This is a genomic window from Streptomyces sp. GESEQ-35 (assembly GCF_017948485.1).
GTDB lineage: Bacteria > Actinomycetota > Actinomycetes > Streptomycetales > Streptomycetaceae > Streptomyces.
Map to the genome: position 1 here is coordinate 157,302 of NZ_JAFFSX010000008.1, position 20,657 is coordinate 177,958.

Annotated in this window: 24 protein-coding genes and 2 pseudogenes; 16 read left to right on the forward strand and 10 right to left on the reverse strand. The window is 68.0% G+C overall.

Features of this window, described 5'->3' with window-relative positions; all coding sequences use genetic code 11:
• Positions 1–100: 100 nt before the first annotated feature.
• From KCH87_RS17840 to KCH87_RS17875, 8 genes and pseudogenes are all read left to right on the forward strand, one after another.
• On the forward strand, positions 101–1,618 hold the full coding sequence (locus KCH87_RS17840; protein ID WP_210587105.1) for a sugar ABC transporter ATP-binding protein: 1,518 nt from the start codon (positions 101–103) through the stop codon (positions 1,616–1,618).
• Complete coding sequence (locus KCH87_RS17845; RefSeq protein WP_210587106.1) at positions 1,615–2,652, forward strand: ABC transporter permease; 1,038 nt, start codon at positions 1,615–1,617, stop codon at positions 2,650–2,652. The genes KCH87_RS17840 and KCH87_RS17845 overlap by 4 nt, the downstream gene beginning before the upstream one ends.
• A complete protein-coding gene (locus KCH87_RS17850) occupies positions 2,645–3,640 on the forward strand; it encodes an ABC transporter permease (RefSeq protein WP_210587107.1) in 996 nt (331 codons plus the stop codon). The genes KCH87_RS17845 and KCH87_RS17850 overlap by 8 nt, the downstream gene beginning before the upstream one ends.
• Before the next feature lie 98 nt (positions 3,641–3,738).
• Positions 3,739–4,824, forward strand: coding sequence for a rhamnose ABC transporter substrate-binding protein (gene rhaS, locus KCH87_RS17855; protein ID WP_210587108.1), 1,086 nt, complete (start codon positions 3,739–3,741; stop codon positions 4,822–4,824).
• 34 nt (positions 4,825–4,858) lie between these two features.
• The gene (locus tag KCH87_RS17860) at positions 4,859–5,179 is read left to right on the forward strand and encodes an L-rhamnose mutarotase (protein WP_210587109.1); all 321 of its coding nucleotides are present in this window, start codon (positions 4,859–4,861) and stop codon (positions 5,177–5,179) included.
• A gap of 15 nt (positions 5,180–5,194) precedes the next feature.
• Positions 5,195–6,607, forward strand: coding sequence for a BNR repeat-containing protein (locus KCH87_RS17865; RefSeq protein ID WP_210587110.1), 1,413 nt, complete (start codon positions 5,195–5,197; stop codon positions 6,605–6,607).
• A 90-nt stretch (positions 6,608–6,697) separates the two neighbouring features.
• Positions 6,698–7,726: a LacI family DNA-binding transcriptional regulator gene (locus KCH87_RS17870; RefSeq protein WP_210587111.1), complete on the forward strand. Its 1,029-nt coding sequence runs from the start codon at positions 6,698–6,700 to the stop codon at positions 7,724–7,726.
• A gap of 138 nt (positions 7,727–7,864) precedes the next feature.
• A pseudogene (locus KCH87_RS17875) lies at positions 7,865–8,509 on the forward strand (PIG-L deacetylase family protein); the annotation flags it as partial.
• A gap of 14 nt (positions 8,510–8,523) precedes the next feature.
• Here the strand turns inward: KCH87_RS17875 and KCH87_RS49100 are convergent.
• A pseudogene (locus tag KCH87_RS49100) lies at positions 8,524–8,610 on the reverse strand (DUF5999 family protein); the annotation flags it as partial.
• A 53-nt stretch (positions 8,611–8,663) separates the two neighbouring features.
• Between KCH87_RS49100 and KCH87_RS17880 the strand changes: the two are divergent.
• Positions 8,664–10,346 (forward strand): recombinase family protein, encoded by a 1,683-nt coding sequence (locus KCH87_RS17880; protein WP_210587112.1) that lies wholly within the window; start codon positions 8,664–8,666, stop codon positions 10,344–10,346.
• Between the two features lie 63 nt (positions 10,347–10,409).
• On the opposite strand, the gene KCH87_RS17885 is transcribed toward KCH87_RS17880, so the two are convergent.
• The 3 genes from KCH87_RS17885 to KCH87_RS17895 are packed head-to-tail and all read right to left on the reverse strand — an operon-like array spanning position 10,410 to position 11,001.
• Positions 10,410–10,619, reverse strand: coding sequence for a hypothetical protein (locus tag KCH87_RS17885; RefSeq protein WP_210587113.1), 210 nt, complete (start codon positions 10,617–10,619; stop codon positions 10,410–10,412).
• Positions 10,616–10,801 carry a hypothetical protein gene (locus KCH87_RS17890; RefSeq protein WP_210587114.1) on the reverse strand — a complete coding sequence of 62 codons (186 nt, stop codon included), beginning with the start codon at positions 10,799–10,801 and terminating at the stop codon, positions 10,616–10,618. The genes KCH87_RS17885 and KCH87_RS17890 overlap by 4 nt, the downstream gene beginning before the upstream one ends.
• Positions 10,798–11,001: a hypothetical protein gene (locus tag KCH87_RS17895; RefSeq protein WP_210587115.1), complete on the reverse strand. Its 204-nt coding sequence runs from the start codon at positions 10,999–11,001 to the stop codon at positions 10,798–10,800. Before KCH87_RS17895 ends, KCH87_RS17890 begins: the two co-directional genes overlap by 4 nt.
• Positions 11,002–11,170: 169 nt before the next feature.
• Between KCH87_RS17895 and KCH87_RS17900 the strand changes: the two genes are divergently transcribed.
• The 3 genes from KCH87_RS17900 to KCH87_RS17910 all read left to right on the forward strand — a co-directional run bounded on the left by KCH87_RS17900 (position 11,171) and on the right by KCH87_RS17910 (position 13,175).
• Positions 11,171–11,914, forward strand: coding sequence for a DUF6879 family protein (locus tag KCH87_RS17900; protein WP_210587302.1), 744 nt, complete (start codon positions 11,171–11,173; stop codon positions 11,912–11,914).
• A 9-nt stretch (positions 11,915–11,923) separates the two neighbouring features.
• Positions 11,924–12,775 carry a helix-turn-helix transcriptional regulator gene (locus KCH87_RS17905; protein WP_210587116.1) on the forward strand — a complete coding sequence of 284 codons (852 nt, stop codon included), beginning with the start codon at positions 11,924–11,926 and terminating at the stop codon, positions 12,773–12,775.
• 151 nt (positions 12,776–12,926) lie between these two features.
• Complete coding sequence (locus KCH87_RS17910) at positions 12,927–13,175, forward strand: hypothetical protein (RefSeq protein WP_210587117.1); 249 nt, start codon at positions 12,927–12,929, stop codon at positions 13,173–13,175.
• Between the two features lie 84 nt (positions 13,176–13,259).
• Here KCH87_RS17910 and KCH87_RS17915 read toward each other — a convergent pair whose 3' ends face one another.
• The 6 genes from KCH87_RS17915 to KCH87_RS17940 all read right to left on the reverse strand — a co-directional run bounded on the left by KCH87_RS17915 (position 13,260) and on the right by KCH87_RS17940 (position 16,834).
• The gene (locus tag KCH87_RS17915; RefSeq protein WP_210587118.1) at positions 13,260–14,081 is read right to left on the reverse strand and encodes a hypothetical protein; all 822 of its coding nucleotides are present in this window, start codon (positions 14,079–14,081) and stop codon (positions 13,260–13,262) included.
• Complete coding sequence (locus KCH87_RS17920; RefSeq protein WP_210587119.1) at positions 14,078–15,043, reverse strand: hypothetical protein; 966 nt, start codon at positions 15,041–15,043, stop codon at positions 14,078–14,080. The genes KCH87_RS17915 and KCH87_RS17920 overlap by 4 nt, the downstream gene beginning before the upstream one ends.
• Positions 15,044–15,118: 75 nt before the next feature.
• On the reverse strand, positions 15,119–15,388 hold the full coding sequence (locus KCH87_RS17925; protein WP_210587120.1) for a hypothetical protein: 270 nt from the start codon (positions 15,386–15,388) through the stop codon (positions 15,119–15,121).
• Positions 15,385–15,594, reverse strand: a complete 210-nt coding sequence (locus tag KCH87_RS17930; RefSeq protein ID WP_210587121.1) for a hypothetical protein — start codon at positions 15,592–15,594, stop codon at positions 15,385–15,387. Before KCH87_RS17930 ends, KCH87_RS17925 begins: the two co-directional genes overlap by 4 nt.
• Positions 15,591–15,896, reverse strand: coding sequence for a hypothetical protein (locus KCH87_RS17935; protein ID WP_210587122.1), 306 nt, complete (start codon positions 15,894–15,896; stop codon positions 15,591–15,593). The genes KCH87_RS17930 and KCH87_RS17935 overlap by 4 nt, the downstream gene beginning before the upstream one ends.
• 2 nt (positions 15,897–15,898) lie before the next feature.
• The gene (locus KCH87_RS17940) at positions 15,899–16,834 is read right to left on the reverse strand and encodes an NlpC/P60 family protein (RefSeq protein ID WP_210587123.1); all 936 of its coding nucleotides are present in this window, start codon (positions 16,832–16,834) and stop codon (positions 15,899–15,901) included.
• A gap of 411 nt (positions 16,835–17,245) precedes the next feature.
• Here KCH87_RS17940 and KCH87_RS17945 point away from each other — a divergent pair, with 411 nt between their 5' ends.
• The 4 genes from KCH87_RS17945 to KCH87_RS17960 all read left to right on the forward strand — a co-directional run bounded on the left by KCH87_RS17945 (position 17,246) and on the right by KCH87_RS17960 (position 20,649).
• Positions 17,246–17,431 (forward strand): hypothetical protein, encoded by a 186-nt coding sequence (locus tag KCH87_RS17945; RefSeq protein ID WP_210587124.1) that lies wholly within the window; start codon positions 17,246–17,248, stop codon positions 17,429–17,431.
• On the forward strand, positions 17,428–17,688 hold the full coding sequence (locus KCH87_RS17950; protein WP_210587125.1) for a hypothetical protein: 261 nt from the start codon (positions 17,428–17,430) through the stop codon (positions 17,686–17,688). The genes KCH87_RS17945 and KCH87_RS17950 overlap by 4 nt, the downstream gene beginning before the upstream one ends.
• The gene (locus tag KCH87_RS17955) at positions 17,685–20,156 is read left to right on the forward strand and encodes a bifunctional DNA primase/polymerase (protein ID WP_210587126.1); all 2,472 of its coding nucleotides are present in this window, start codon (positions 17,685–17,687) and stop codon (positions 20,154–20,156) included. The genes KCH87_RS17950 and KCH87_RS17955 overlap by 4 nt, the downstream gene beginning before the upstream one ends.
• 280 nt (positions 20,157–20,436) lie before the next feature.
• Positions 20,437–20,649, forward strand: coding sequence for a hypothetical protein (locus tag KCH87_RS17960; protein ID WP_210587127.1), 213 nt, complete (start codon positions 20,437–20,439; stop codon positions 20,647–20,649).
• Positions 20,650–20,657: the final 8 nt, after the last annotated feature.

Here is a 20,657-nt window from a genome sequence, read left to right on the forward strand (position 1 = left end):
TGACGTGACATGGCTGTGGTGCCTAACGTCCCGGCAACCCAGTTGAAACCTTTCACGACGCCGTGAGGCCCGTCCCGCCGGCGTTGTCGAGGAGCCCCCAATGACCCACCCGTCCGACACGGGTCCGGCCCCGGTGCTTGCGCTGAAGGACGTTTCCAAGTCCTTCGGCGCTGTACGTGCTCTGCGGGACGTCACCCTGGAACTGTTCCCCGGCGAGGTACACGCACTCGCCGGTGAGAACGGCGCCGGGAAGTCGACCCTCATCAAGTCGCTCGCCGGGGTGCACCGGCCGGACGCCGGCCAGGTGCTGCTCGACGGTGAGCCCGTGGTCTTCCACGGTCCCGGCGACGCCCGCGACGCCGGTATCGCCGTGATCTACCAGGAGCCCACGCTCTTCCCCGACCTGTCGATCGCCGAGAACATCTTCATGGGCCGCCAGCCGCGGCGTGGCCTCGGCCGGATCGACCACAAGGCCACCCACGCCGCCACCGCCGCGCTGATGCAGCGCCTGGGCGTCGAACTCGACCCCGACCGTCCCGCCCGCGGACTGTCCATCGCCGACCAGCAGATCGTCGAGATCGCCAAGGCGCTGTCCTTCGACGCGCGTGTCCTGATCATGGACGAGCCCACCGCCGCCCTCACCGGCAGCGAGGTGGCCCGCCTCTTCGGCGTCGTCCGCACCCTGCGCGAACAGGGCGCCGCGGTGCTGTTCATCTCGCACCGGCTGGAGGAGATCTTCCAGATCGCCCGGACGGTGACCACCCTGCGCGACGGCGCCCGGATCGCCAGCGAGCCGCTGGACGGTATGACCGAGGACGACCTCGTACGCCGCATGGTCGGCCGCGATCTCGACGAGCTCTACCCGAAGCAGGACGTCCGGCCCGGTGAGGTCGCCCTGAGCGTACGGCGGCTGACCCGTGAGGGCGTCTTCACCGACGTCTCCTTCGAGGTCCGCACCGGCGAGATCGTCGGCCTCGCGGGGCTTGTCGGCGCGGGTCGCACGGAGGTCGCCCGTGCCGTCTTCGGCATCGACCGCTGGGACGCCGGCGAGGTCGAGGTCCAGGGGCGGAAGCTGACCAACGGCGCGCCCTCCACGGCGATGGCCGCCGGGCTCGCCATGGTTCCCGAGGACCGGCGCGCCCAGGGGCTGGTGATGGACATGTCCATCGAGCGAAACATCGGCCTCACCGGACTCCGTACGACGGTCAGGGCCGGCCTCATGGACCGTGGCGCCGAACGCAGCCGCTCCCTCGACTGGGCGGTCAAGCTCCAGGTCAAGTACGCCCGGATCGCCGACACCGTGAACACGCTCTCCGGCGGCAACCAGCAGAAGGTCGTCCTCGCCAAGTGGCTGGCCACCGGCCCCAAGGTGCTGATCGTCGACGAGCCCACCCGCGGCATCGACGTCGGTACGAAGGCCGAGGTCCACCGGCTGCTGAGCGAGCTGGCCGCCGGCGGCGTGGCCGTCCTGATGATCTCCTCCGACCTGCCCGAGATCCTCGGCATGGCCGACCGCGTGCTCGTGATGCACGAGGGCCGCCTCACCGCAGAGATCCCGCGCTCCGACGCCACCGAGGAAACCGTGATGGCCGCAGCCACGGGGAGGGCCGCCGCATGACGGTGACCACCAACCCGGCTCCCGTGACCGAGGTGCCCAAGTCCAGCGGCACCCGGCTGGTCGACCGCGTCTTCAAGATGCGTGAACTCGCCATCCTGGTCGTGTTCCTGGTGATGATCGTCATCACCCAGTTGGGGAACAGCGAGTTCCTGTCCGAGCAGGGCATCAAGGACCTGCTGCTCAACGCGACCATCCTGGTGCTGGTCGCCACCGGCCAGTCCCTGGTCGTCATCACCCGCAACGTCGACCTCTCGGTCGGCTCGACACTCGGGATCAGCGCCTTCGCGGCCGGGACCTACCTCCAGGGCGGCGGCAACTCCACCGTCGCGATCCTGCTGGCCGTACTGCTCGGCATCGGCTGCGGCCTGCTGAACGGACTGCTCGTCAGCGTCGGCCAGGTGCCCGCCCTCGTCGTCACCCTCGGCACGCTCTACATCATCCGCGGCATCGACTCGATCTGGGTCGGCTCCCGCCAGATCACCGCCGCCGACCTGCCGGACGGCTTCGTCGACTTCGGCTCCGGCGGCATCTGGGCGGTGCCGTGGCTGGCGCTGATCGCGCTGGCGGTCCTGGTGGCGACGGCGTACTACCTCAAGCACTTCGGCAGCGGACGCGAGCTGTACGCGCTCGGATCCAACCCCGAGGCCGCGCGGCTCGCCGGCATCCCGGTCCGCAAGCGGATCCTGGCCGCGTACACCTTCTGCGGCGCCCTCGCCGGGCTCGCGGGCGCGATGTACCTGGCCCGGTTCGGCAACGTCGACTCCGGTACCGGCAACGGCTACGAACTCACCGTCGTCAGCGCGGTCGTGGTCGGCGGTGTGGTGTTCACCGGCGGCTCCGGCAGCGTGTACGGCGCCGCGCTCGGCGCGCTGCTGCTGACCTCCATCAACAGCGTGCTGCCCGCCCTCGGTGTCAGCTCCGTCTGGGTGCTCGCCATCAACGGCATCCTGCTACTGCTCGCCATCGCGGTCGACCGGATCGTCGCCCTGCGCGTGGCCTCCGCCCTGAAGAAGAGGAACGCCCGCCATGGCTGACTCGGCTCTTTCGCGCGCGATCCGCTGGTCCGCCTTGAAAAGGTGGGATTCAGCCGTCGGCGCGCTTCTGATCGTCGTGCTCCTGCTCTCCTTCGGTACGGTCGACGGTTTCGGGAACGCTCTCAACCTGTCGTTCCTGATCGGCAACACCCTTCCGATCGCATTGATCGCCCTGCCGATGACCCTCCTGGTCGTCTCGGGCGAGATCGATCTCTCGGTAGCCTCCACCGCCGGTCTCTCCGGCGCTGTCATGGGAGCGCTGTGGAACCAGGGCATGACGATCGAAACGATCATCCCGATCTGCCTGCTGCTCGGCGTGGTCTGCGGTCTCATCAACGGTCTGCTAGTCACCCGGCTCGGGCTGCCCTCCCTCGCCGTCACGATCGGAACCCTCGCCGCCTACCGGGGCATCGCCCAGATCGTGCTCGGTTCGGACGCGGTGACCGACTTCCCCACCCAGTACCTGGACTTCGCGTCCGGACGTCTCGGCGACACCTTCATCCCGTACGCCTTCCTGCCCTTCCTGGTGCTCCTCGCGATCGGCGTGGTCGTTCTGCACGCCACCCCGTTCGGCCGGTCGGTCTTCGCGACCGGCGCGAGCGAGGAGGCGGCGCGGTTCGCCGGCATCCGGGTCAAGCGGCAGAAGCTGATCCTGTTCACGGTGACGGGGCTTATGGCTTCGCTCACCGGCATCTTCTGGGCGTTGCATTACGCGTCCGCTCGGTATGACAACGCGATGGGGCTCGAACTGTCCGTCGTTGCCGCCGTGTTGCTCGGTGGGATCGACTTCGACGGGGGCAAGGGGACGCTCGGCGGTGCGATTGCGGGTGTGTTCCTGCTGGGTGCGCTGCAGAACGTGATGAGTCTTCAGGACGTTTCCGCGCAGTCGCAGATCGTCGTCACCGGTGTGCTGTTGGTGCTGTCCGTGTTGGGGCCTCGGGTGGCACGTCAGATTTCTGTCGCTCGGGCGCAGAGGCTCACGTCGTAGGGCCGTCTTATGGCTGTGGGTCCGTTGTGGCTGGTCGCGCAGTTCCCCGCGCCCCTGAAGGGCGCGTTCCGCTCACCCTCTTTCAGAAGGAAACCGTTATGCGTAAGTCATCTCTCCGCCGTACCTGTGCGGCCCTCGCCGCCGCCACCTCTCTCGCTCTGGCCCTCACCGCCTGCGGCGGTGGTACCACCAAGAAGGACGTCGCCGACGAGGATGCCTCCGCCGCCACCGCAGGCAAGGCCGACCCGAACGCCGAGTTGAAGAAGGGCCTGACCGTCGGGTTCCTGCCCAAGCAGGTCAACAACCCGTACTTCACCTCCGCCGACAAGGGCGGCGAGGCGGCGCTGAAGGAGCTCGGCTCCAGCTACAAGGAGGTCGGTCCGAGCAGCGCCACCGACACGGCCGGGCAGGTGAGTTACGTCAACACGCTCACCCAGCAGCAGGTCGACGCGATGGCCGTCTCCGCGCAGGACCCGGGCGCTCTGTGCACCGCGCTCAAGCAGGCGATGAAGAACGACATCAAGGTCGTCACCTACGACTCGGACACCAAGGCCGACTGCCGCAACGCCTTCGTCTCGCAGGCCAGCGCAGAGGACCTGGGCCGCACCGAGGTGCAGCTGCTCGGCGAACAGCTCGGCTACAAGGGCGAGATCGCGATTCTGTCCGCCGCGCAGACCGCGACCAACCAGAACACCTGGATCGACTTCATGAAGGACGAGCTCAAGGATCCCAAGTACAAGGACATGAAGCTGGTGAAGGTCGCGTACGGCAACGACGACGCCCAGCAGTCCTTCCAGCAGACCCAGGGCCTGCTCCAGGAGTACCCGAACCTGAAGGGGATCATCTCCCCGACCACCGTCGGCATCAAGGCGGCGGCACAGTACCTGTCGGGCTCGAAGTACAAGGGCAAGGTCAAGCTGACCGGCCTCGGCACCCCGAACGACATGCGCAAGTACGTCAAGAACGGCACCGTCGAGGCCTTCGAGCTGTGGAACCCGGCCAAGCTGGGCGAGCTGGCCGCCCGTACCTCCGTCGCGCTGGTGTCCGGGCAGATCACCGGCAAGGAGGGCGAGACCTTCACCGCCGGAGACATGGGCGAGTACACCATCGGCAAGGACGGCGTGATCAGCCTCGGCAAGCCGACCGTGTTCGACGTCAAGAACATCGACGAGTTCGACTTCTGATCCGGTCCGACGTCGGATTCCCTGGGGGCTGTTGATGCAGCGTGTGTGCTTTCTGCTGAAGGTCAGGGCGGACCGCCTCGACGAGTACCGCGAGCGGCACGCCGCCGTGTGGCCGGAGATGCTGGACGCGCTCTCGGCCACCGGCTGGCACAACTACTCGCTCTTCCTGCGTGAAGACGGCCTGCTGGTCGGCTACTTGGAGACCGAGGACTTCGCCGCCGCCCAGGCCGGCATGGAGGCAACCGACGTCAACGCCCGTTGGCAGGCGGAGATGGCGCCGTTCTTCGAGTCCCTGGACGGCGCCCGACCCGACGAATCGATGCAACCCCTCACCGAAGTCTTCCACCTAGCCTGAGCCGGAGTTGCTTTCATGAGAAGACGCGCTGTACTGGCGACCGCGCTGTTGGCCGCCGTGGCCACCCCCGGCACCGCGAGGGCGGCCGACCCCGGCCCCTCCGTCACCCGGACCGGCACCACCACCCTCGACACCCAGGCCATCTTCTTCGTCTCCTACGACGGCCTGGTCAACAACAACTCCTTCCAGAAGAACGGCCTGCTGACCTACAAGGGCTACCAGTACGCCGTCTGGTACACCGCCGACCGCAACGCCGTCGTCGGCCGCCGCGCCCTCGGCGCCACCACCTGGTCCACGGTCAAGGTCGGCCACACGCTCCGCTACAACGACTCCCACAACGTGATCTCCATGGGCGTCTCCAAGGTCGACGGCCGGCTGCACCTCAACATGGACTCCCACAGCGACGGCTTCACCTACGTCAAGTCGGTCGCCGGGCTCATGGACAACCCGGCCGGTCTCAGCTGGACCGCGAGCCGCTTCGGCGCACCCCGGTCGACGCTCGACGGGCTGGCGCTCACCTCGCAGTTCACCTACCCGCAGTTCATCTCCACCCCCGAGGGCAGGCTCCAGCTCAGCTACCGGGTCGCCGTCTCCGGCAACGGCCGCAACGCCCTTGCCGAGTACGACGGTTCGACGTGGACCGCGCTGGGGGAGTGGAGCAGTTCCACCGGCACCTACACCAGCGAGCACGGCTCCTCGACGGTCCGCAACATGTACCTGCACGGCATCGACTACGACAGAAACGGCCGGCTGCACTCCTTCTTCACCTGGCGCGAGCAGAACGGCGCCGTGATGTGCAGCAGCGGCGGCATCACCAACCACGACACGGGTTACGTCTACTCGGACGATCGCGGCCGCACCTGGCGTAACAACGCGGGCACCGTCGTCGGCACGACGGGAGGCTCCGACAAGGTCGCCGTCACGGACTCCGGCCTGGTCGTGGACGCGCTCAACCCGGACCACTCCCTGATGAACCAGGAGAGCCAGTTCACCGACTCCTCCGGCCGGCCGCACGCGATCATCAGCTACGTCCCCGGCCGCTTCGGCCAGTGCACCACCGACTACGTCGCCGACCGCACCGCAAACGGCCGCGCCTTCCACGTCCGCAAGAACTCCTCCGGCACCTGGCAGAAGACCGAGATCCCCGTTGCCCTGAACTCCAGCCAGCGCACCAGGCTGGTCCTCGACAAGTACGACAACGCGTACGCCGTCCTCCCCTTCGGCCGGATCGCCGGCGCCTCCAAGGCGTCCGGGTACACCGACTGGACACTGCTGTTCGACGGCAGCGGTCTGAACGCGTTCGGCGAGGTCGTGATAGACGAGATGCGGATCGCGCAGGACAACGTGCTCTCGGTCATGTACCAGGAGAAGTCCAGCGGTACGACGCCCTCGGCGCTCCGAGTCGTCGACTTCCGGCTTCCTGCGTGACCGAAGCACCGTTGCAGCACTGATGGGGCGGCATGACGGTAATGTGAAGACCTTCCCGCCGCCCCTCGTTTCCCTGGAGGTCCCTGCCTGATGGCCCAGTCGGTGGGTATCAAGGACGTCGCCCGAGTCGCCGGAGTCTCCGTCGGCACGGTGTCGAACGTGATCAACCGCCCGGACACCGTCGCCACCGAGACCCGCGCCCGGGTGCTGTCCGCGATCGACCGGCTCGGCTACGTCCGCAGTGAGTCCGCGCGCCAGCTGCGCGCGGGCCGCAGCCGGATCATGGGCCTGCTCGTCCTCGACATGGGCAACCCGTTCTTCGTGGACGTCGCGCGCGGTGCCGAGCGGGCCGCGCGCCAGGCCGGACTCGGCGTGATGGTCTGCAACAGCGCGCAGAGCGCGGGCGAGGAGGCCGACTATCTGTCGCTCTTCGCCGAGCAGCGGGTACGCGGCGTCCTGCTGACGCCCACCGACGCCAGCGGCCGCAACATCGACGCGTTCCGCCGCCACGGCATCCCCTTCGTGCTGGTCGACCGTGTCGCCGACGGCACCACCGAGTGCTCGGTGTCCGTGGACGACGTGGCGGGCGGCGCGCTGGCCGTACGCCACCTGGTGGACGCCGGGCACCGCTCCATCGCGTACGTCAGCGGCCCGCCCGGCCTCAACCAGGTGCGCGACCGCCGCACCGGCGCGCTCAATGCGCTCACCGAGGCGGGCCTGGGCCCCGGCGCCCTGCGCGAACTGCCCACCGAGCGGCTCGACGTCGCCGCCGGCCGGGACGCGGGCGCCCGCCTCCTCGGCCTCGCCGACCGCCCGACCGCCGTGTTCTGCGCCAACGACCTGCTGGCCCTCGGCGTCCTCCAGGCCATGTACGCGGCCGGTGTCGGCGTCCCCGACGACCTCGCGATCGTCGGCTACGACGACATCGAGTTCGCGGCCGCCGCCGCCGTCCCCCTCACCTCGGTCCGCCAGCCCGCCGTCCCCATGGGCGCCCTGGCCGCCGAACTGCTCCTCGAGGAGACGGAGGCGGAAAACGGCGGACCGAGACAGCACGAGCACCGCCGTGTCGTGCTCCAGCCCGAGCTGGTGGTACGCCGCTCCAGCCTGGCGGCCCGCTGACGGCCGCTCAGTGGGCTGCGCGAAGTCAGCGGCGGTTCGGCAGCGCCCCAAAGGGGCGCGGGGAACTGCGCGACCAGCCACGACGGCGCCGCAGCGAACCGACAACCCTCGCGGCAGCACCCCCAGCGGAGCTACCCTGCGGCCATCGCCGCCTGGACCGCCGGCGGTCGAGAGGTCGCCTACGTCCTGGCGACCAGCGGAGAGGCGGGCATCGACACGCTGGAGCCGCAGAAGTGCGGTCCGCTGCGGGAGCGTGAGCAGCGGGCGAGCGCGGCTGTCGTGGGGGTGTCGGTGGTGGAGTTCCTCGACCACAAGGACGGGGTGATCGAGTACGGCACCGGCCTGCGCCGGGACATCGCCGCCGCCATCCGCAGGCACCGGCCCGAGCTGGTGATCACCCTCAACCACCGGGACACCTGGGGCGGCGTCGCCTGGAACACCCCGGACCATGTGGCCGTCGGCCGTGCCACGCTGGACGCGGCGGGCGACGCGGGGAACCGGTGGATCTTCCCGGAGCTCGTCGAGCAGGGCCTGGAACCCTGGAGCGGCGTCCGCTGGGTCGCCGTCGCCGGCTCCAGCAGCCCCACGCACGCGGTGGAGGCGACCGAAGACCGTCTGGAGCGCGCGGTGCGCTCGCTGCTCGAACACCGCACCTACATCGAGGTGTTGACCGACGAGGACCCGGAATCGTACGTCCGGGAATTCCTGACCCGCGGTGCCGCGATGTCGAGCGAGCGGTTCGGCGGGAAGCCCGCCGTGGCGTTCGAGGTGTTCGGCCGCTAGGCCGGCCGGAGGCTTCAGGCGGCGACGGCCAGCGGGCCGAGGGTGCGGTACGGGCTCACGACTCGTCCGTCCGGCAGGAGTTCACCGGTGTCGTCGAGTATTGAGCTAGGACACCCCTAGGAGCACACTCGAAGTGAGCCCCAGGAGGTGCCCGATGACGATCAGTCAGAAGCCCAAGCGAGTAGTGATCTACGCCCGGATCAGCGACGACCGCGAGGGACGCCAGAACGGCGTCAAGCGCCAGGAAGAGCAGTGCCGCAAGACGGCCGCCCGCAACGGCGAGGAGGTCGTGAGGGTGTTCGTGGACGACGACCGCTCCGCGTACTCCGGCAAGCTGCGTCCCGAGTACGCGCGCATGATCGAGTACCTGGAAGCCGGACACGCCGTCGGCGTCCTGGCCCTGGCGCCGACCCGGCTGTACCGCAAGCTGTACGAGCCCAAGACCCGTCAGGACTACCTGCACTTCCACGACCTTGTGCAGCGCCTCGGTCTGCACGTGCAGACTGTGAAGGCGGGGCGCTTCGACCTGTCCACGGCCGACGGCCGCAAGTCGGCCCGTGACGCCGCCTCACAGGCACAGTACGAGTCCGAGCTGATCGGAGAACGCGTGGAGGACGCAAAGCGGGACAACGTCCGTGACGGCACCTTCCGGGGCGGTGGCCGTCCCTTCGGCTTCGAGGCCGACGGCATCACGCCGCGCTCACTTCTCTGCCCTGTCTGCGGAGCCACCGAGGGCTTCCGGATCATCACCGTCACCCATGACGAGGGCGCTGTAGAGGCCGTCATGGTCGAGTGCCCGGAGGGCTGCACGGCCCACCCGGTCAACGCCCCCGGGTCCGAGGCGTGGCACCTGGAGTCGGCCACCCAGGCGATCGCTGACGGCAAGTCCGTGCGCTCGGTGCTCCGCACATGGCAGACGGCCGGAGTGCGGACACCGGCCCGCCGCAAGCGTCTCCCGGACGGCACCCGCACGGAGCCGATCTCCAATGACTGGACGCCGACCACCCTTCTCAAGCTGCTGCGCCGTCCCCGGAACGCGGGACTCATGGAGGTCACCGGAGAGATCACCGGCAAGGGCGCATGGCCCGAGATCGTCGACCGGCAGATCTGGGACATCTGCCAGGCCGTGCTCAAGAACCCCGCACGCCGCACGTCGCCCGGACCTGCCCGCAAGTTCCTCGGCGGGGGTCTCTACCTCTGCGGCGTCTGCCGTGAGGCCGCGACCACTACCGGGCGTGGTCGCGCCCGCAACGGCTCTTCGTACACCTGCGGCAACGGCCAGCACGTGTCGAGGAACGCGGCGGCCGTCGACCAGTTCGCAGAGCGCGTGGTCATCGCCCGGCTCTGCGAATCCGACGCCCACGACCTGTTCACGGCCCCCGCGCCCGAGACTCCGGCCGGGCCGTCCACGGCAGAGCTGACCGCCCGTCACGCGGCGCTCACCGCCCGCCTGAAGGGACTCGCCGCAGCATTCGCCGACGACGATGATTCCGACCCCGTCGAGTTCAAGGCGGCGGCCCGCAGGATCAAGGAGAAGATCGCTGATGTGGACCGTCAGCTTGCCGAGGCGGTGGCGGCGGTGACCTCCGCCAGCTCACCGCTGGACGACGTCGACCTTCCCGAGCTCGCCCGGCGCCACGCCGAGGACCCTGACGAGGCGTTGAAGTGGTGGCGGGAGCAGTACAGCCTTGAGACCCGGCAGCGCGTCCTCGCCGCTCTGGTGACCGTGACGATCCACCCCGCAGAGCAAGGCCGGACGGCCGGATGGCGGCCGGGATCGAAGTACTTCCGTCCTGAGTCCGTCGACATCGATTGGACGCCCCGGACCACCGCCTGAGACACGCGCACGAGACGAAGCCCCGGCCGGGGGATGGCCGGGGCTTCGCGCTGTGAGGGCGATCTACATCGCAGGGCGGTGTGCGGCCCATATGCGCGTCATGATCCGCAGTAGCACCGGGTCGATCAAATCCACGTCGTCGACGTGATCGCGGTGGGCCCAGATCGTCCAGCCCGGTCCGCTGGCGGCCTCCTCGTACGCGACGGCGACCGCGTCGTCCGGGTCGGTGATCAGCCCGTCGCAGGCACGGCACACATGCAGGGGCGTGATCATCGCGCGTCCCGGTGACGGGGGCAGCGGCACGGCGGCCAAGCACCGCTCATCAGGGGCTCATCGCTGGGGACCACGTTCACGGCCCCCTGGTCCTCGACCACCTCTCCGTCACGGTTCACGCGGTAGACGTGCAGCGTCATGGTCGGGGCGATGAGCCCCTTTCCGGCGGTCTTCGCGCTCATGAGCACCCCCGCCGGAGAACATCCGCGATCCTCAGCGCGACGTCGGCACGCACCCGCCCGAGGTTGATCAGATTCAGTGAAGGGGAGGCCGGGTCGGCTCCCAGAGACGGCAGGACGATCCCCGCCGCCGTCAGTGCTCCTCGCAGGACTTCGACCGCCTCAAGGGCGTCGGCAGTGCTGGGCTCCTGTGCAATGGTCATGAACTCAGCGTTGGCCTGCGCGAGTTGGGTCCGCTAGCAGATATTCACGGATATTCTTGCCACATGAACGGTTATGCACGAGCTTTCTCATGCGGCAGGGAGCAGGCCGTAGCCGACGAGCAAGCGGTGACGCAATGCTGATGTGATCCAACCCGAAGAGAAGGGCACGATCATGAGGCGGATTCGCTTCAACGGCACGGGATCCGGCGAGGGCGGCTGCCCGTCGGTCCATGAGGACCTGGACAGCAACGAGATCATCGTTCACGGTCCGCCGCTCACCGACCCCGACGACATCGCACAGCTCCGGCACTTGTCCGAAGGGGAAGTGCCGATCGTCGTCCCGCGCGAACTGCTCGTCGACTTCGGCCCCAAGGAGGTCACCCGCGTGCCCCGCATCATCGACCTGGACGCCTTCGGCCAGCTCTTCGAGAACTTCGAGCACACCGCCTGGCGGCTGGAGACCCGCCGCCGGTACGCCTCCGACGAAGAGACCGGCACCTACGCCCAGTTCGTCCGGGGGGAGGCGCCGACGTGGGATCTCGGGACCCCGTGGTCGCTCACCATCAAGGCGAAGACCACTGGTGGCGCGAGCGTCGGACGGGTGCGCATCGTCGACTCACCCGCCACCGAGGGACAGCGCTACCTGCTCGCGCACGCCGACAAGAACGCCGCCCTCGGTGAGGACATCCGCAACCTGTCTCGCGCCGATGCTGATCGTCTGGGACTCCCCGCCGAGGACTTCTGGATCTTCGACTCGCGTCTGGTCGCGCTCCTCAACTTCGACGCCGACGACAACTTCACCGACGTCGAGCTGATCACCGAACCGGCCGAGGTGATCAGGTACTCGATGGTCCGGGACACGGCCATGCATGACGCTGTGCCCTACCAGGAATTCGCGACCAAGGAGCAGTGAGCAGGACCGGTGAGCACCGACTTCCAGCAGGCACGCGCGGCTCTCGGGGAGCGTCTGAGAGAGCTGCGTGAGTCCTCCCCTGGAGGTCGGCTCACCGGGACGATCCTCGCCGGTCGCCTCGGCTGGCCCCAGTCGAAGATCAGCAAGCTGGAGAACGGCAAGCAGACCCCTTCGGCTGAGGATCTCAAGGCGTGGGCCGAGTCGACCGGTCAGCCGGAGGCGGACGCCGAACTCCTCGCCCGCCTGAGGGGCCTTGAGTCCCACGTCCGCTCCTGGCGGCGCCAGCTCGCCGCCGGACACAAGGCCGTCCAGGACGCGCACAACGAGGCTCAGGCGCGGGCGGCGGTGCTTCATGCGTGGGAGTCGTCATGGGTCGTCGGCGTCCTCCAGACGCCGGATTATGCGAGGGCGATTCTCGGCAGATTCACCGAACTGCACGGCTCCGTCCGGGACATCGAGGAGGCCGTGCGCTCCCGCATGAAGCGCCAGGAGGGTCTCTACAGCGCGGGCCGGAAGTACCACATCCTCCTCTGGGAGCCGGTCCTGAGGGCGCTGATCTGTCCGCCCTCGGTGCTTGCGGCGCAGCTCGACCGTCTCTCCGGCGTGATCGGTCTGGACACTGTCGAGCTCGGGATCGTGCCCACCGGCGCGTCGCTGAAGATCCCGCCCGGCGGAGGCTTCTGGATCTACGACGAGCAACAGGTCGTGGTCGAGAACTGGCACGCGGAGCTGTGGCTCGACGACTCCGACAGCGTGGCGACCCACCTCAAGGTCTGGCGCACGCTGCGCGAGTCGGCCGTCTTCGGCGCCGACGCCCAGAACCTGATCAGTCACGCGCGCCGTGCGCTCAACGTCACCTGACGGCTCCGGTTCAACGCGTCCGAGGCCGCGCCAGATTGGCGGCTCCCGTCCTCAAGGCCCTTCCCCGGTACACCGCGTCATCCGGGACTCTGCGGGGCCCTCACAGCCGTACTGGTGACGTGGTCGTGTCTCCGGTGCGAGGGTGGAGACCATGACGATGGTCAACCGCACGGCCCCTCAAAGCGGCGTGGCGGAACAAGTGATGATCCGTCTCCGCAAGCGCAGGGCGGCCGGGCTCGGCGGCCGGTCACTGTGGGCGCTCGCCGCCGATCTCAAGGTCGACGCCGAGCGGTTGCGAGGCGTCCTCACCGGACTCGAAGAGCGGGGTCTGGTCGCGCAGTCGACGGCGCTTCCGTCCTCGTATCGTGAGCGACCCCCCGCGATGTGGCGGGCGGTGTGATCGCTACGCGCGCAGCGATCCTCCGTGATCTTTCCCGAGCCGGCGAGTACCTCCGGCCGGACGAAGTAAGTCCCCGGCTGGAGATCAGGGCGAACCGTTGACCTTGCTCAGCGCGGCCTTGGCCTCAGCGAGTCGACGGCCGCCGGTCGCCCGTGAGACACCGAGGAGATCAGCCGCCGACTGCGCCGACAGCGTCTCACCGCCCTTGAGACGGGTGATGAGCTGACTCACACCCGTCTCAACCGGCTGAGACGGGTGTGAGACGCCTTGAGACGCCGGTGAGACAACCTGAGTCGGCGTCTCAACGACGTGAGACGGCTGAGTCGTTGTCTCAGTGACCCGCTCAACGGCGTGAGCAGGTGTCTCAGCTGAGACACCTATGCCGAGAGCCTCCTTCTCGGCGTCGGCCTTCGCGGTGAGCCGGGTGAGCTGGCGGCTCACCGCGATCAGCGCCAGGTCGGCGTGGACCGCGTCCCTGCGCACCTTGACCGACGTCACTGCCTCGGGGTCGAGTCTCGCGCCGGTCGTCCTCATGACGATGTGCCAGTAGCTCTTCGCCAGCAGGCTCACGGCGGCACCGGCGAGGCCGACCCACAGGAAGCCCTGAGCGGAGCCGTGAGCCGTGATCAGCGTCATGGACAGGAGCAGTGCCGCCCACCCCGCGTTGCGCGGCAGCCTGACCCGTTCCGTGTCGTACCGGGTCGACCACTCCAGGATCATGAGGCCGATCCACATGAGATCGAAGACGGCCGCGATCCCGTACGAGATCCACACCGGGAATGCCAGGGACAGCAGTCCTCCGATGGCGACCGCGCTCCAGATCACGGCGCCTGACACGATGAGCACCGCGAGCACGGTGACCACGGTCAGGGCCTGGGCGTCGCGGTCGGGAATCGTCTTGCTCATGACTGCTCTCCATCGGTCTTCGGTGTGATCACGAACTTCCTGCCGACCTTGGTGAGTTCTCCGGTGTCGAGCCCCTCGTTGAGACAGGCATAGATCCGGCTCGCAGAGTGCCCGGTCTTGGTCTTGAGCTCGGTCGCCGTGAGACCGGCAGGAGCCTCGCAGACGAGATCGCGGACGTCGTCGCACACTGACGTCCGGGTGCGGCCCGGTGACCCGCTGACGGAGCGGCTGGCCGTGTTCCCGGACGCGTCCGGGACCTCCCGCAGCCTGGCGAACTGCTCCGACAGCTCCTGATTCCGGGCGCGGGCCTCTTCGAGCTGTGTTCCGGTCACCGGGGCAGCCTTCACGGCATTTGCGGCGGCGTCCTTCTCGGCCTCCCGCCGGGCCTTCTCACGCTCGAACTCCTCGGCCAGCGGGGCGAGGCGGTCATGCAGGCCGATCCAGATATCAACCCGGTCGGAGCGATCGGAGCGGCCTACGAAGACGACCGAGCCGTGCCACTCACGATGGGTCTGCACCATGCCCACGGCGATCTGGTCGGGCGTCAGGTCGTACGTGTTCCGGGCTCGCATCTGACGGGCCCTCACCAGCCCGAGGCCCGTCGCGAGATGAATGCCGCCCGTCTCGACGTCGGAGAACTGAAGGCGCCCGTGAAGACGCCCGTGAAGGCGGTAGCCGAGCTCCCATTCCTCCATGCGGCCGGGCAGGAGTCCGGTCAGTCCCCGCGCCTGAGTGATCTCCTCCCACAGCTCCCCGTGACCGAGGCGCCAGAGGAGTCGTGACTCCTCGCGGGTCGCCTCCGGCGGTGTCTCGAACAGGTCGCTGATGAATTCAGCGGCGCTCTTCAGCGCCTCTCGCACGCGCCCGCGCGTAGGTGACGATCCCGCAGGAAAAAAGGAGGAAAGGAAACGGCGCGAAGTGGTCACGGGCACGGCCTCCGCGCCGTGGGATTCTTCGCTCATGGATGTCAGCTCCTTCGTAGCTGTCCGTCCTAGGCGGCCCGTCGGCTCTCATCCGGCGGGTCCGCCGCTGTCAGTTCAGGTCGCCGACCACTTGTCCGGCTGACGCTGCGAGCCGAGATCACGGGGGCCGTGGTCGACGGTCACCTTGCCGTTGGCCGTGAGGAGTTCGAGCGCCTCGCGTATCGCTTGACGGTCCGTCATCCGAAGAGCGGTGCCGATCTGGTCGAGCGTCGCGCCGGTCGGCAGTCCCGAATCCCGGCGCTCCCGCAAGTACTTCGCGACCCTCGCGGCGGTCGGCTGCTTGTGGTCGGGCGTCGCGCTGCGGGTCTCGTACACACGGCTCATGACGGCTCCAGCGGCCAGAGACGCCCGTGGTCGTCACGGACGACGACGCGGTTGCGGACGAGTGAAGGCATGGTCTGTTGGATGAGCTGCCGGTCGAGGATCTTCTCGGCGGCTTCCACGTGTTCGCCGATCGTGCGCCCGGGGCGGGCGGTGACCAGATCTGCGAGGCGCCGGACGGCGTGAGGAGAGACGCTGTAGACGCTCACGACAGCCCTGCCCGCCAGAGAAGATCCCCGATGCGCTCGCGGGCGTCGGCCGGAAGCGCGCCGATCAGGTCGCCCAGGGTCGGCCACTGCCCCGGTGACCACATGTACTTGGCGATCGCGTCGGCGGCGGCCACCGCGTAGCGGGCACGCATCGCAGCGACCTCGAACTCTTCGCGGCTCATGTCCATGACCGACGGCTTCATGCGAGCCGTGAGTTCGAGCAGGAACTCACGTCCGGCGGGGTCGGCGGCGAGCTCTGCGATCCCCTCACCCACGATCTTCGATCGTTCGATGTCGTCCATGATCAGCCTCCGATCCTGAAGGCGGCGATCCACTCGTAGTCGCCGATGTTGCTGTACCTCACGACGTCTCGGGCGGCATGGACGACGTGGCCGCCGTCGGCGACGATCGCGGCGTGCGCGGTCGTCGCGTCACCGGCGAAGACAAGATCGCCGGGCTGCGCCTCCTCGACCGGCAGGATGACCCCGAGAGGGAGGAGTGCCTCCTTGGTACGCGGGACGTTCAGCCCCGCCGCCGCGAAGTAGGACCAACTCACAAGTCCCGCACAGTCAAAGCGAGTTGGCCCCGAGGCGTTCTTCTCGTAAGGACTTCCGATCTTCAGCTCTGCGAAGCGGAGCGCCTGAAGACGCAGCGCGGCACTGCCGGAGGCCGCACCGCCGCGCTCCCTGCGCGTCTGATCAGTGAGCCTGTTCCGGTTGGCGAAGTACCGCTGATCGGCCTCGCAGGGCTCGGATCCGAAGAGCTGCCGGTAGGCGGCGGTGTCGCCCGGGGCCAGCGCCTTCAGCCGGTAGGCGATGGTTCTCGCCGCGCACCACCGACAGCCATCGTCCAGCGGCCGGGCGGCGGCGTAGATCGAGGCGTGACCGAAGGCGTCACCAGCGTCACCGGCGAGCAGGCGTTCGCGCGCTTCGAGGGCATGCTTCGCGTCGGCCGACCGGCGGCGGCTGAAGAGGATCCCGGTCTTCCCCGGTATCCGCTCCTCGTGATCGACCAGCGGCCACATCTCCGAGGCGACCGTGCGCGCGTAGTCCTCCTCGTCACACGGCTGGCGGGCGAGGGCGGCCTCACGGCGGTCCTCGATCAGCCGGAAGATCTCGGACAAGGCGAGGCCCCCACCGGCGGAGGCGACCAGAGAACCGTTCCTGGACCAGGTGTGGATGGTGCGATCACTGACGCCGAGACTCTTCGCGGCGTCGGTGATGGAAAGGATTTCGTCCATTAATATCCGCCCCTATTCCGGAGGTTGGCGATTACTTCCGGAATAGGTATATCATCAATACGGGTTGTGGGACCTTCAGGCGAGGGGCCGGTCTTCGGATCGGCCCTTTGTTGTATGTAATCGACTCAAAAGAATTCAGAGCGCCGGCTGTCAGTTAATTATGAGCTCTTTTGAGTTGGATGTTCCTACAGGCTTTGCTGAATCGCGGAATTGGTGGCGTCGTAGAGCATTCCGGCGGCTGATCCGAAAGAATTTGCCCTAAACTGGAGGCATATCCCGGGCCCATGGGTCCGGCGGGATCAGCCCGCCTTGAGCGGTGGAGGTCGTCAACCTCGTCCCGTAGCTGGGCAGTCGCAGCGGAGGCGGCAGGACAGCCGTTGACCCGAAGATCCAGATTCTTCGGAGTCCGGCATGCCCAGGAAGTACACGGTCACTGCGGCCGTGATCGAGCGCAACAAGAATTCCCGCGCCGCACAGCTCTCCCTCGACAACTACGTGCGGAAGATCGTCGCACGTGCCCCCGAACTCACCGAAGCACAGAAGGCCATTCTCCGGCCGCTGCTCTCGGAGCCCGACGGCGGGAGCGCGGATCGATGAGCACATACGAAAGGGCCCGCTCCGCAACGGGCCCCAACGCAGATGAAGTGTTCAGCTCCACTGCCCAGGATACCGCAGAATTCGTCGAGCCGAAGAAATCAAATGGCTTCGTGCCGTGCCCGGTGTATTACGTCCGGCTGTGCGGCGATCTCGGAGCGCGTCTCGAAGATCTCGCCGACCGACGCGGGATGCGCATCGAGGACATCATCACCGAGCTGATCACCGAAGGTCTCGTGAGCGGCGGTGAGTCGTCATGATCTCCGACGACAAGTTCGCGAACACCTTCGGGGCGGTCGCCCCCGGCGACACCGAACAACTCCGCAAGATCGCGATCCTGGCCGTCCGCAACGGCTTCGCCGTCGTCCTCGTCAAGCCCGGGGACAAGGCGCCGCTGTGTCCGCTTCTGGCGAGGGCTCGCAACCAGGCCGACAGGGAAGCGCGGGAGACGCACAAAGCAGCGGGAGACGCCAACTGGGCCCGCCGGGAGCATGCTTGCGGCATCGCCCATGCCTTCACGGATCCGGCCGAGATCGGCAAGGTCACGGCCCGTCTGATCAAGAACGGGATGATCCCCAACCTCGGGGTCGAACTCGGCCGGTCCCGCATGGTGGTCGTCGACACGGACACCGCCGATCAGACGGCGGCCTTCCTCGCCGCATGGGAGGAGGCGACCGGCGATGACATGACGGGCATGGTCACGACGGTCAAGTCTCCGGGATCCCAGAAGCCTGACGGCACTTGGCCGCACAAGGACGGCGGTCACTTCTGGTTCTACGTGCCGGACGGGATCGAGCTGCCGACGAACACCGGCGTCGTCAAGGGCGAGGGTGACTGGGCGGTCTACTGGCGCGACCGGCAGATCCTCGTGCCCCCGTCGAAGCGTCCGGAAGGTGAGTACCGGCTTCGCGGTCAGGCGACTGAACTCCCGCCCTGGCTACGGGAGTTCATCGAGTCCGGGGCGAAGGCTGCTGGTGATCGTGAGCCGGCTGGGGAGATCAGGAACGGTGACGCGATCGACCGATGGGCCTCCGACGGCTGGGACTCGGTTCTGACCGCCGACGGCTGGACGAAGACCGGTCGCTTCAGTGAGTGCGGATGCCCGGAATGGACGGCGCCCGGCGAGCACGCGTCGGACAAGTCGGCGACTGCGCACGAGAAGGGGTGCGGGCGCTACGACACGTCCGGCGGCCAGGGGCCGATCCACATCTGGACGGACAACGTTCCGGAGTGCGTGGCCGACGCGGTCGCGGCTCGCGGGAAGACGTTCTCGAAGCTGACCTACGTCGCCTATCGCGATCACGGAGGGGACATGGACGCCGCGAAGGCCGCGCTCGGGATCGTGAGCGACGAAGCCGATGACGACGATCTGACCGAGGATCCGGCCAAGGCGGCGGCGGTCGCGAAGGCCTCGCGCACGCTGCCTGACGGCTTCTGGGAGTCACGCCGTGAGCTGAGGCACATCAGGCAGGCGGCATGGGGCTGGGACGTCTCCCCGGACGCCTGTCTCTACGGCGTCCTCACCCGGGTCGCGAGCATGCTGCCGGGTGATCTGCGGGTGGTCACCAGCCGGGGACCGCTGTCTCTGAACCTCTTCGCGGCCATGATCGGGGAGTCCTCCGCGTGCAAGTCGACCAGTGCGGAACGGGCCGCCGAGCTGGTGCCCGTCCCGGACTGGCTGACGCCGGACGAGGACGGCGGGATCCGGTACATCGATCTCGCGCCGATGGGATCCGGTGAGGGAGTCGCCGGAGCCTACATGGGTGAGACCGGCGCGAAGCGGCGGCAAGTCCGCCACAACGTGAGCTACTACATCGACGAGGGCGAGAGCCTGACGGTGCTCATGAACAAACGGGAGGGCGCAACACTCGGGCAGATACTCCGGACGGCGTGGCGCGGCACCACCACGATCGGGCAACTGAACGGGTCCGCCGAGCGGACCAGGATCGTGAACGACTACGCGCTCGGCATTCTGGTCGGCTATCAGCCGGACACAGCCGCTCCACTGCTCGACGGGGCCACCAAGGGGACTCCTCAGAGGTTCGTGTTCGTTCTGGTCGACACCGCTGGCAACCCCGACGAGGAGCCGGAGGATCCCGGCCCCCTGTGGAAGCCGGATCACCTCGCCGACGTGCTGGGACTGATCACAGACCCTGCGGTCACCGACGGCGTACCCCTGCTCGGTGAGCGCGCGAGGACGGCGGTCACCCTCGTCGGCTCCCTGAGGGCGAAGGTCAGGGCGGAGCTGAAAGCGGAGGGCCGGAAGCCGCCCGCCCGGCTGAACGGGCACCGGATCGCGACCATGGTCAAGCTGTCCGGGCTTCTCGCGATTCTGTCCGGCCGGACGGAGATCACAGAAGACGACTGGTCGCTCGCCGCAACGATGTGGGGAACGTCCTGCGCGGTCCGGGACGTCCTGTCGGCCAAGGCTGCACAGGACGCGAAGAAGGTGTTCCGGGACAAGACCGAAGCGATCGCCGAGCGCGCGGTGAAGATCGAGATCGACAAGATCAACGCCATCGAGAGCCGAGAGGTGGAACAGGTCGCCCGCAGACTTGCCTTCACGGTGTCGGAGAAGGGTCCTCTGATGTCTTCGGCCCTGCGGAGATCGCTCAAGGCCAACCGGCGGGAGTACTACCCGGACGCCGTCGAGTACGCCAAGGCGCGCGGCTGGCTCGTCGTACTCGACGGGGAGCCGATCGGCCCCGGCGATGCACGGCCCCAGTGATCGCGTAGGGGTGTACCCGTGTACCGGTACACCCCCCTCCAGCGCGAGAGCGCGAAAGCCTTCTTTGAAAATCAAAAATCACTATCTATCTATGCAGGTCAGGGCGGTGGAGAGTTTTCCAGGATCACGCGCTTTCGCGCTCTCGCACCGGACCGGGGGTGTACCGGTACACGGGTACACCCCCTGAACCAAGATCATCTAAGCAAGATCAGAAGGGAGAATGATCATGGGCCGACGGAAGATCAACAAACCTCGCCGGGAGCGTCCGGAGCCGTCACCGATGACGGTGGCGCTCGCCGATGCGTACGAGTGCGGGCACTGCAACAGCACCGCCCGCGTGACGAAGGACGAGCGCGGGATCAGTCATCTGTGGATCAGTCACGACGACGGGTGCCCCGTGCTCGCCGGGACGCTGCCCGCTGCCCCTGATCTTGCGCGAGCAGCCGACGCCGCAGCGTCTGACCAAGATCCCTTCGGGCCGAAGGATCACTGACCCGCCAA

Excerpts from the sequence above, each read along its gene's own strand:
- KCH87_RS17840 (WP_210587105.1), top strand. The coding sequence starts at position 101 with ATGACCCACCCGTCCGACACGGGTCCGGCCCCGGTGCTTGCGCTGAAG.
- KCH87_RS17845 (WP_210587106.1), top strand. The coding sequence starts at position 1,615 with ATGACGGTGACCACCAACCCGGCTCCCGTGACCGAGGTGCCCAAGTCC.
- KCH87_RS17850 (WP_210587107.1), top strand. The coding sequence starts at position 2,645 with ATGGCTGACTCGGCTCTTTCGCGCGCGATCCGCTGGTCCGCCTTGAAA.
- rhaS (WP_210587108.1), top strand. The coding sequence starts at position 3,739 with ATGCGTAAGTCATCTCTCCGCCGTACCTGTGCGGCCCTCGCCGCCGCC.
- KCH87_RS17860 (WP_210587109.1), top strand. The coding sequence starts at position 4,859 with ATGCAGCGTGTGTGCTTTCTGCTGAAGGTCAGGGCGGACCGCCTCGAC.
- KCH87_RS17865 (WP_210587110.1), top strand. The coding sequence starts at position 5,195 with ATGAGAAGACGCGCTGTACTGGCGACCGCGCTGTTGGCCGCCGTGGCC.
- KCH87_RS17870 (WP_210587111.1), top strand. The coding sequence starts at position 6,698 with ATGGCCCAGTCGGTGGGTATCAAGGACGTCGCCCGAGTCGCCGGAGTC.
- KCH87_RS17880 (WP_210587112.1), top strand. The coding sequence starts at position 8,664 with ATGACGATCAGTCAGAAGCCCAAGCGAGTAGTGATCTACGCCCGGATC.
- KCH87_RS17885 (WP_210587113.1), bottom strand. The coding sequence starts at position 10,619 with ATGATCACGCCCCTGCATGTGTGCCGTGCCTGCGACGGGCTGATCACC.
- KCH87_RS17890 (WP_210587114.1), bottom strand. The coding sequence starts at position 10,801 with ATGAGCGCGAAGACCGCCGGAAAGGGGCTCATCGCCCCGACCATGACG.
- KCH87_RS17895 (WP_210587115.1), bottom strand. The coding sequence starts at position 11,001 with ATGACCATTGCACAGGAGCCCAGCACTGCCGACGCCCTTGAGGCGGTC.
- KCH87_RS17910 (WP_210587117.1), top strand. The coding sequence starts at position 12,927 with ATGACGATGGTCAACCGCACGGCCCCTCAAAGCGGCGTGGCGGAACAA.
- KCH87_RS17915 (WP_210587118.1), bottom strand. The coding sequence starts at position 14,081 with ATGAGCAAGACGATTCCCGACCGCGACGCCCAGGCCCTGACCGTGGTC.
- KCH87_RS17920 (WP_210587119.1), bottom strand. The coding sequence starts at position 15,043 with ATGAGCGAAGAATCCCACGGCGCGGAGGCCGTGCCCGTGACCACTTCG.
- KCH87_RS17925 (WP_210587120.1), bottom strand. The coding sequence starts at position 15,388 with ATGAGCCGTGTGTACGAGACCCGCAGCGCGACGCCCGACCACAAGCAG.
- KCH87_RS17935 (WP_210587122.1), bottom strand. The coding sequence starts at position 15,896 with ATGGACGACATCGAACGATCGAAGATCGTGGGTGAGGGGATCGCAGAG.
- KCH87_RS17940 (WP_210587123.1), bottom strand. The coding sequence starts at position 16,834 with ATGGACGAAATCCTTTCCATCACCGACGCCGCGAAGAGTCTCGGCGTC.
- KCH87_RS17945 (WP_210587124.1), top strand. The coding sequence starts at position 17,246 with ATGCCCAGGAAGTACACGGTCACTGCGGCCGTGATCGAGCGCAACAAG.
- KCH87_RS17950 (WP_210587125.1), top strand. The coding sequence starts at position 17,428 with ATGAGCACATACGAAAGGGCCCGCTCCGCAACGGGCCCCAACGCAGAT.
- KCH87_RS17955 (WP_210587126.1), top strand. The coding sequence starts at position 17,685 with ATGATCTCCGACGACAAGTTCGCGAACACCTTCGGGGCGGTCGCCCCC.
- KCH87_RS17960 (WP_210587127.1), top strand. The coding sequence starts at position 20,437 with ATGACGGTGGCGCTCGCCGATGCGTACGAGTGCGGGCACTGCAACAGC.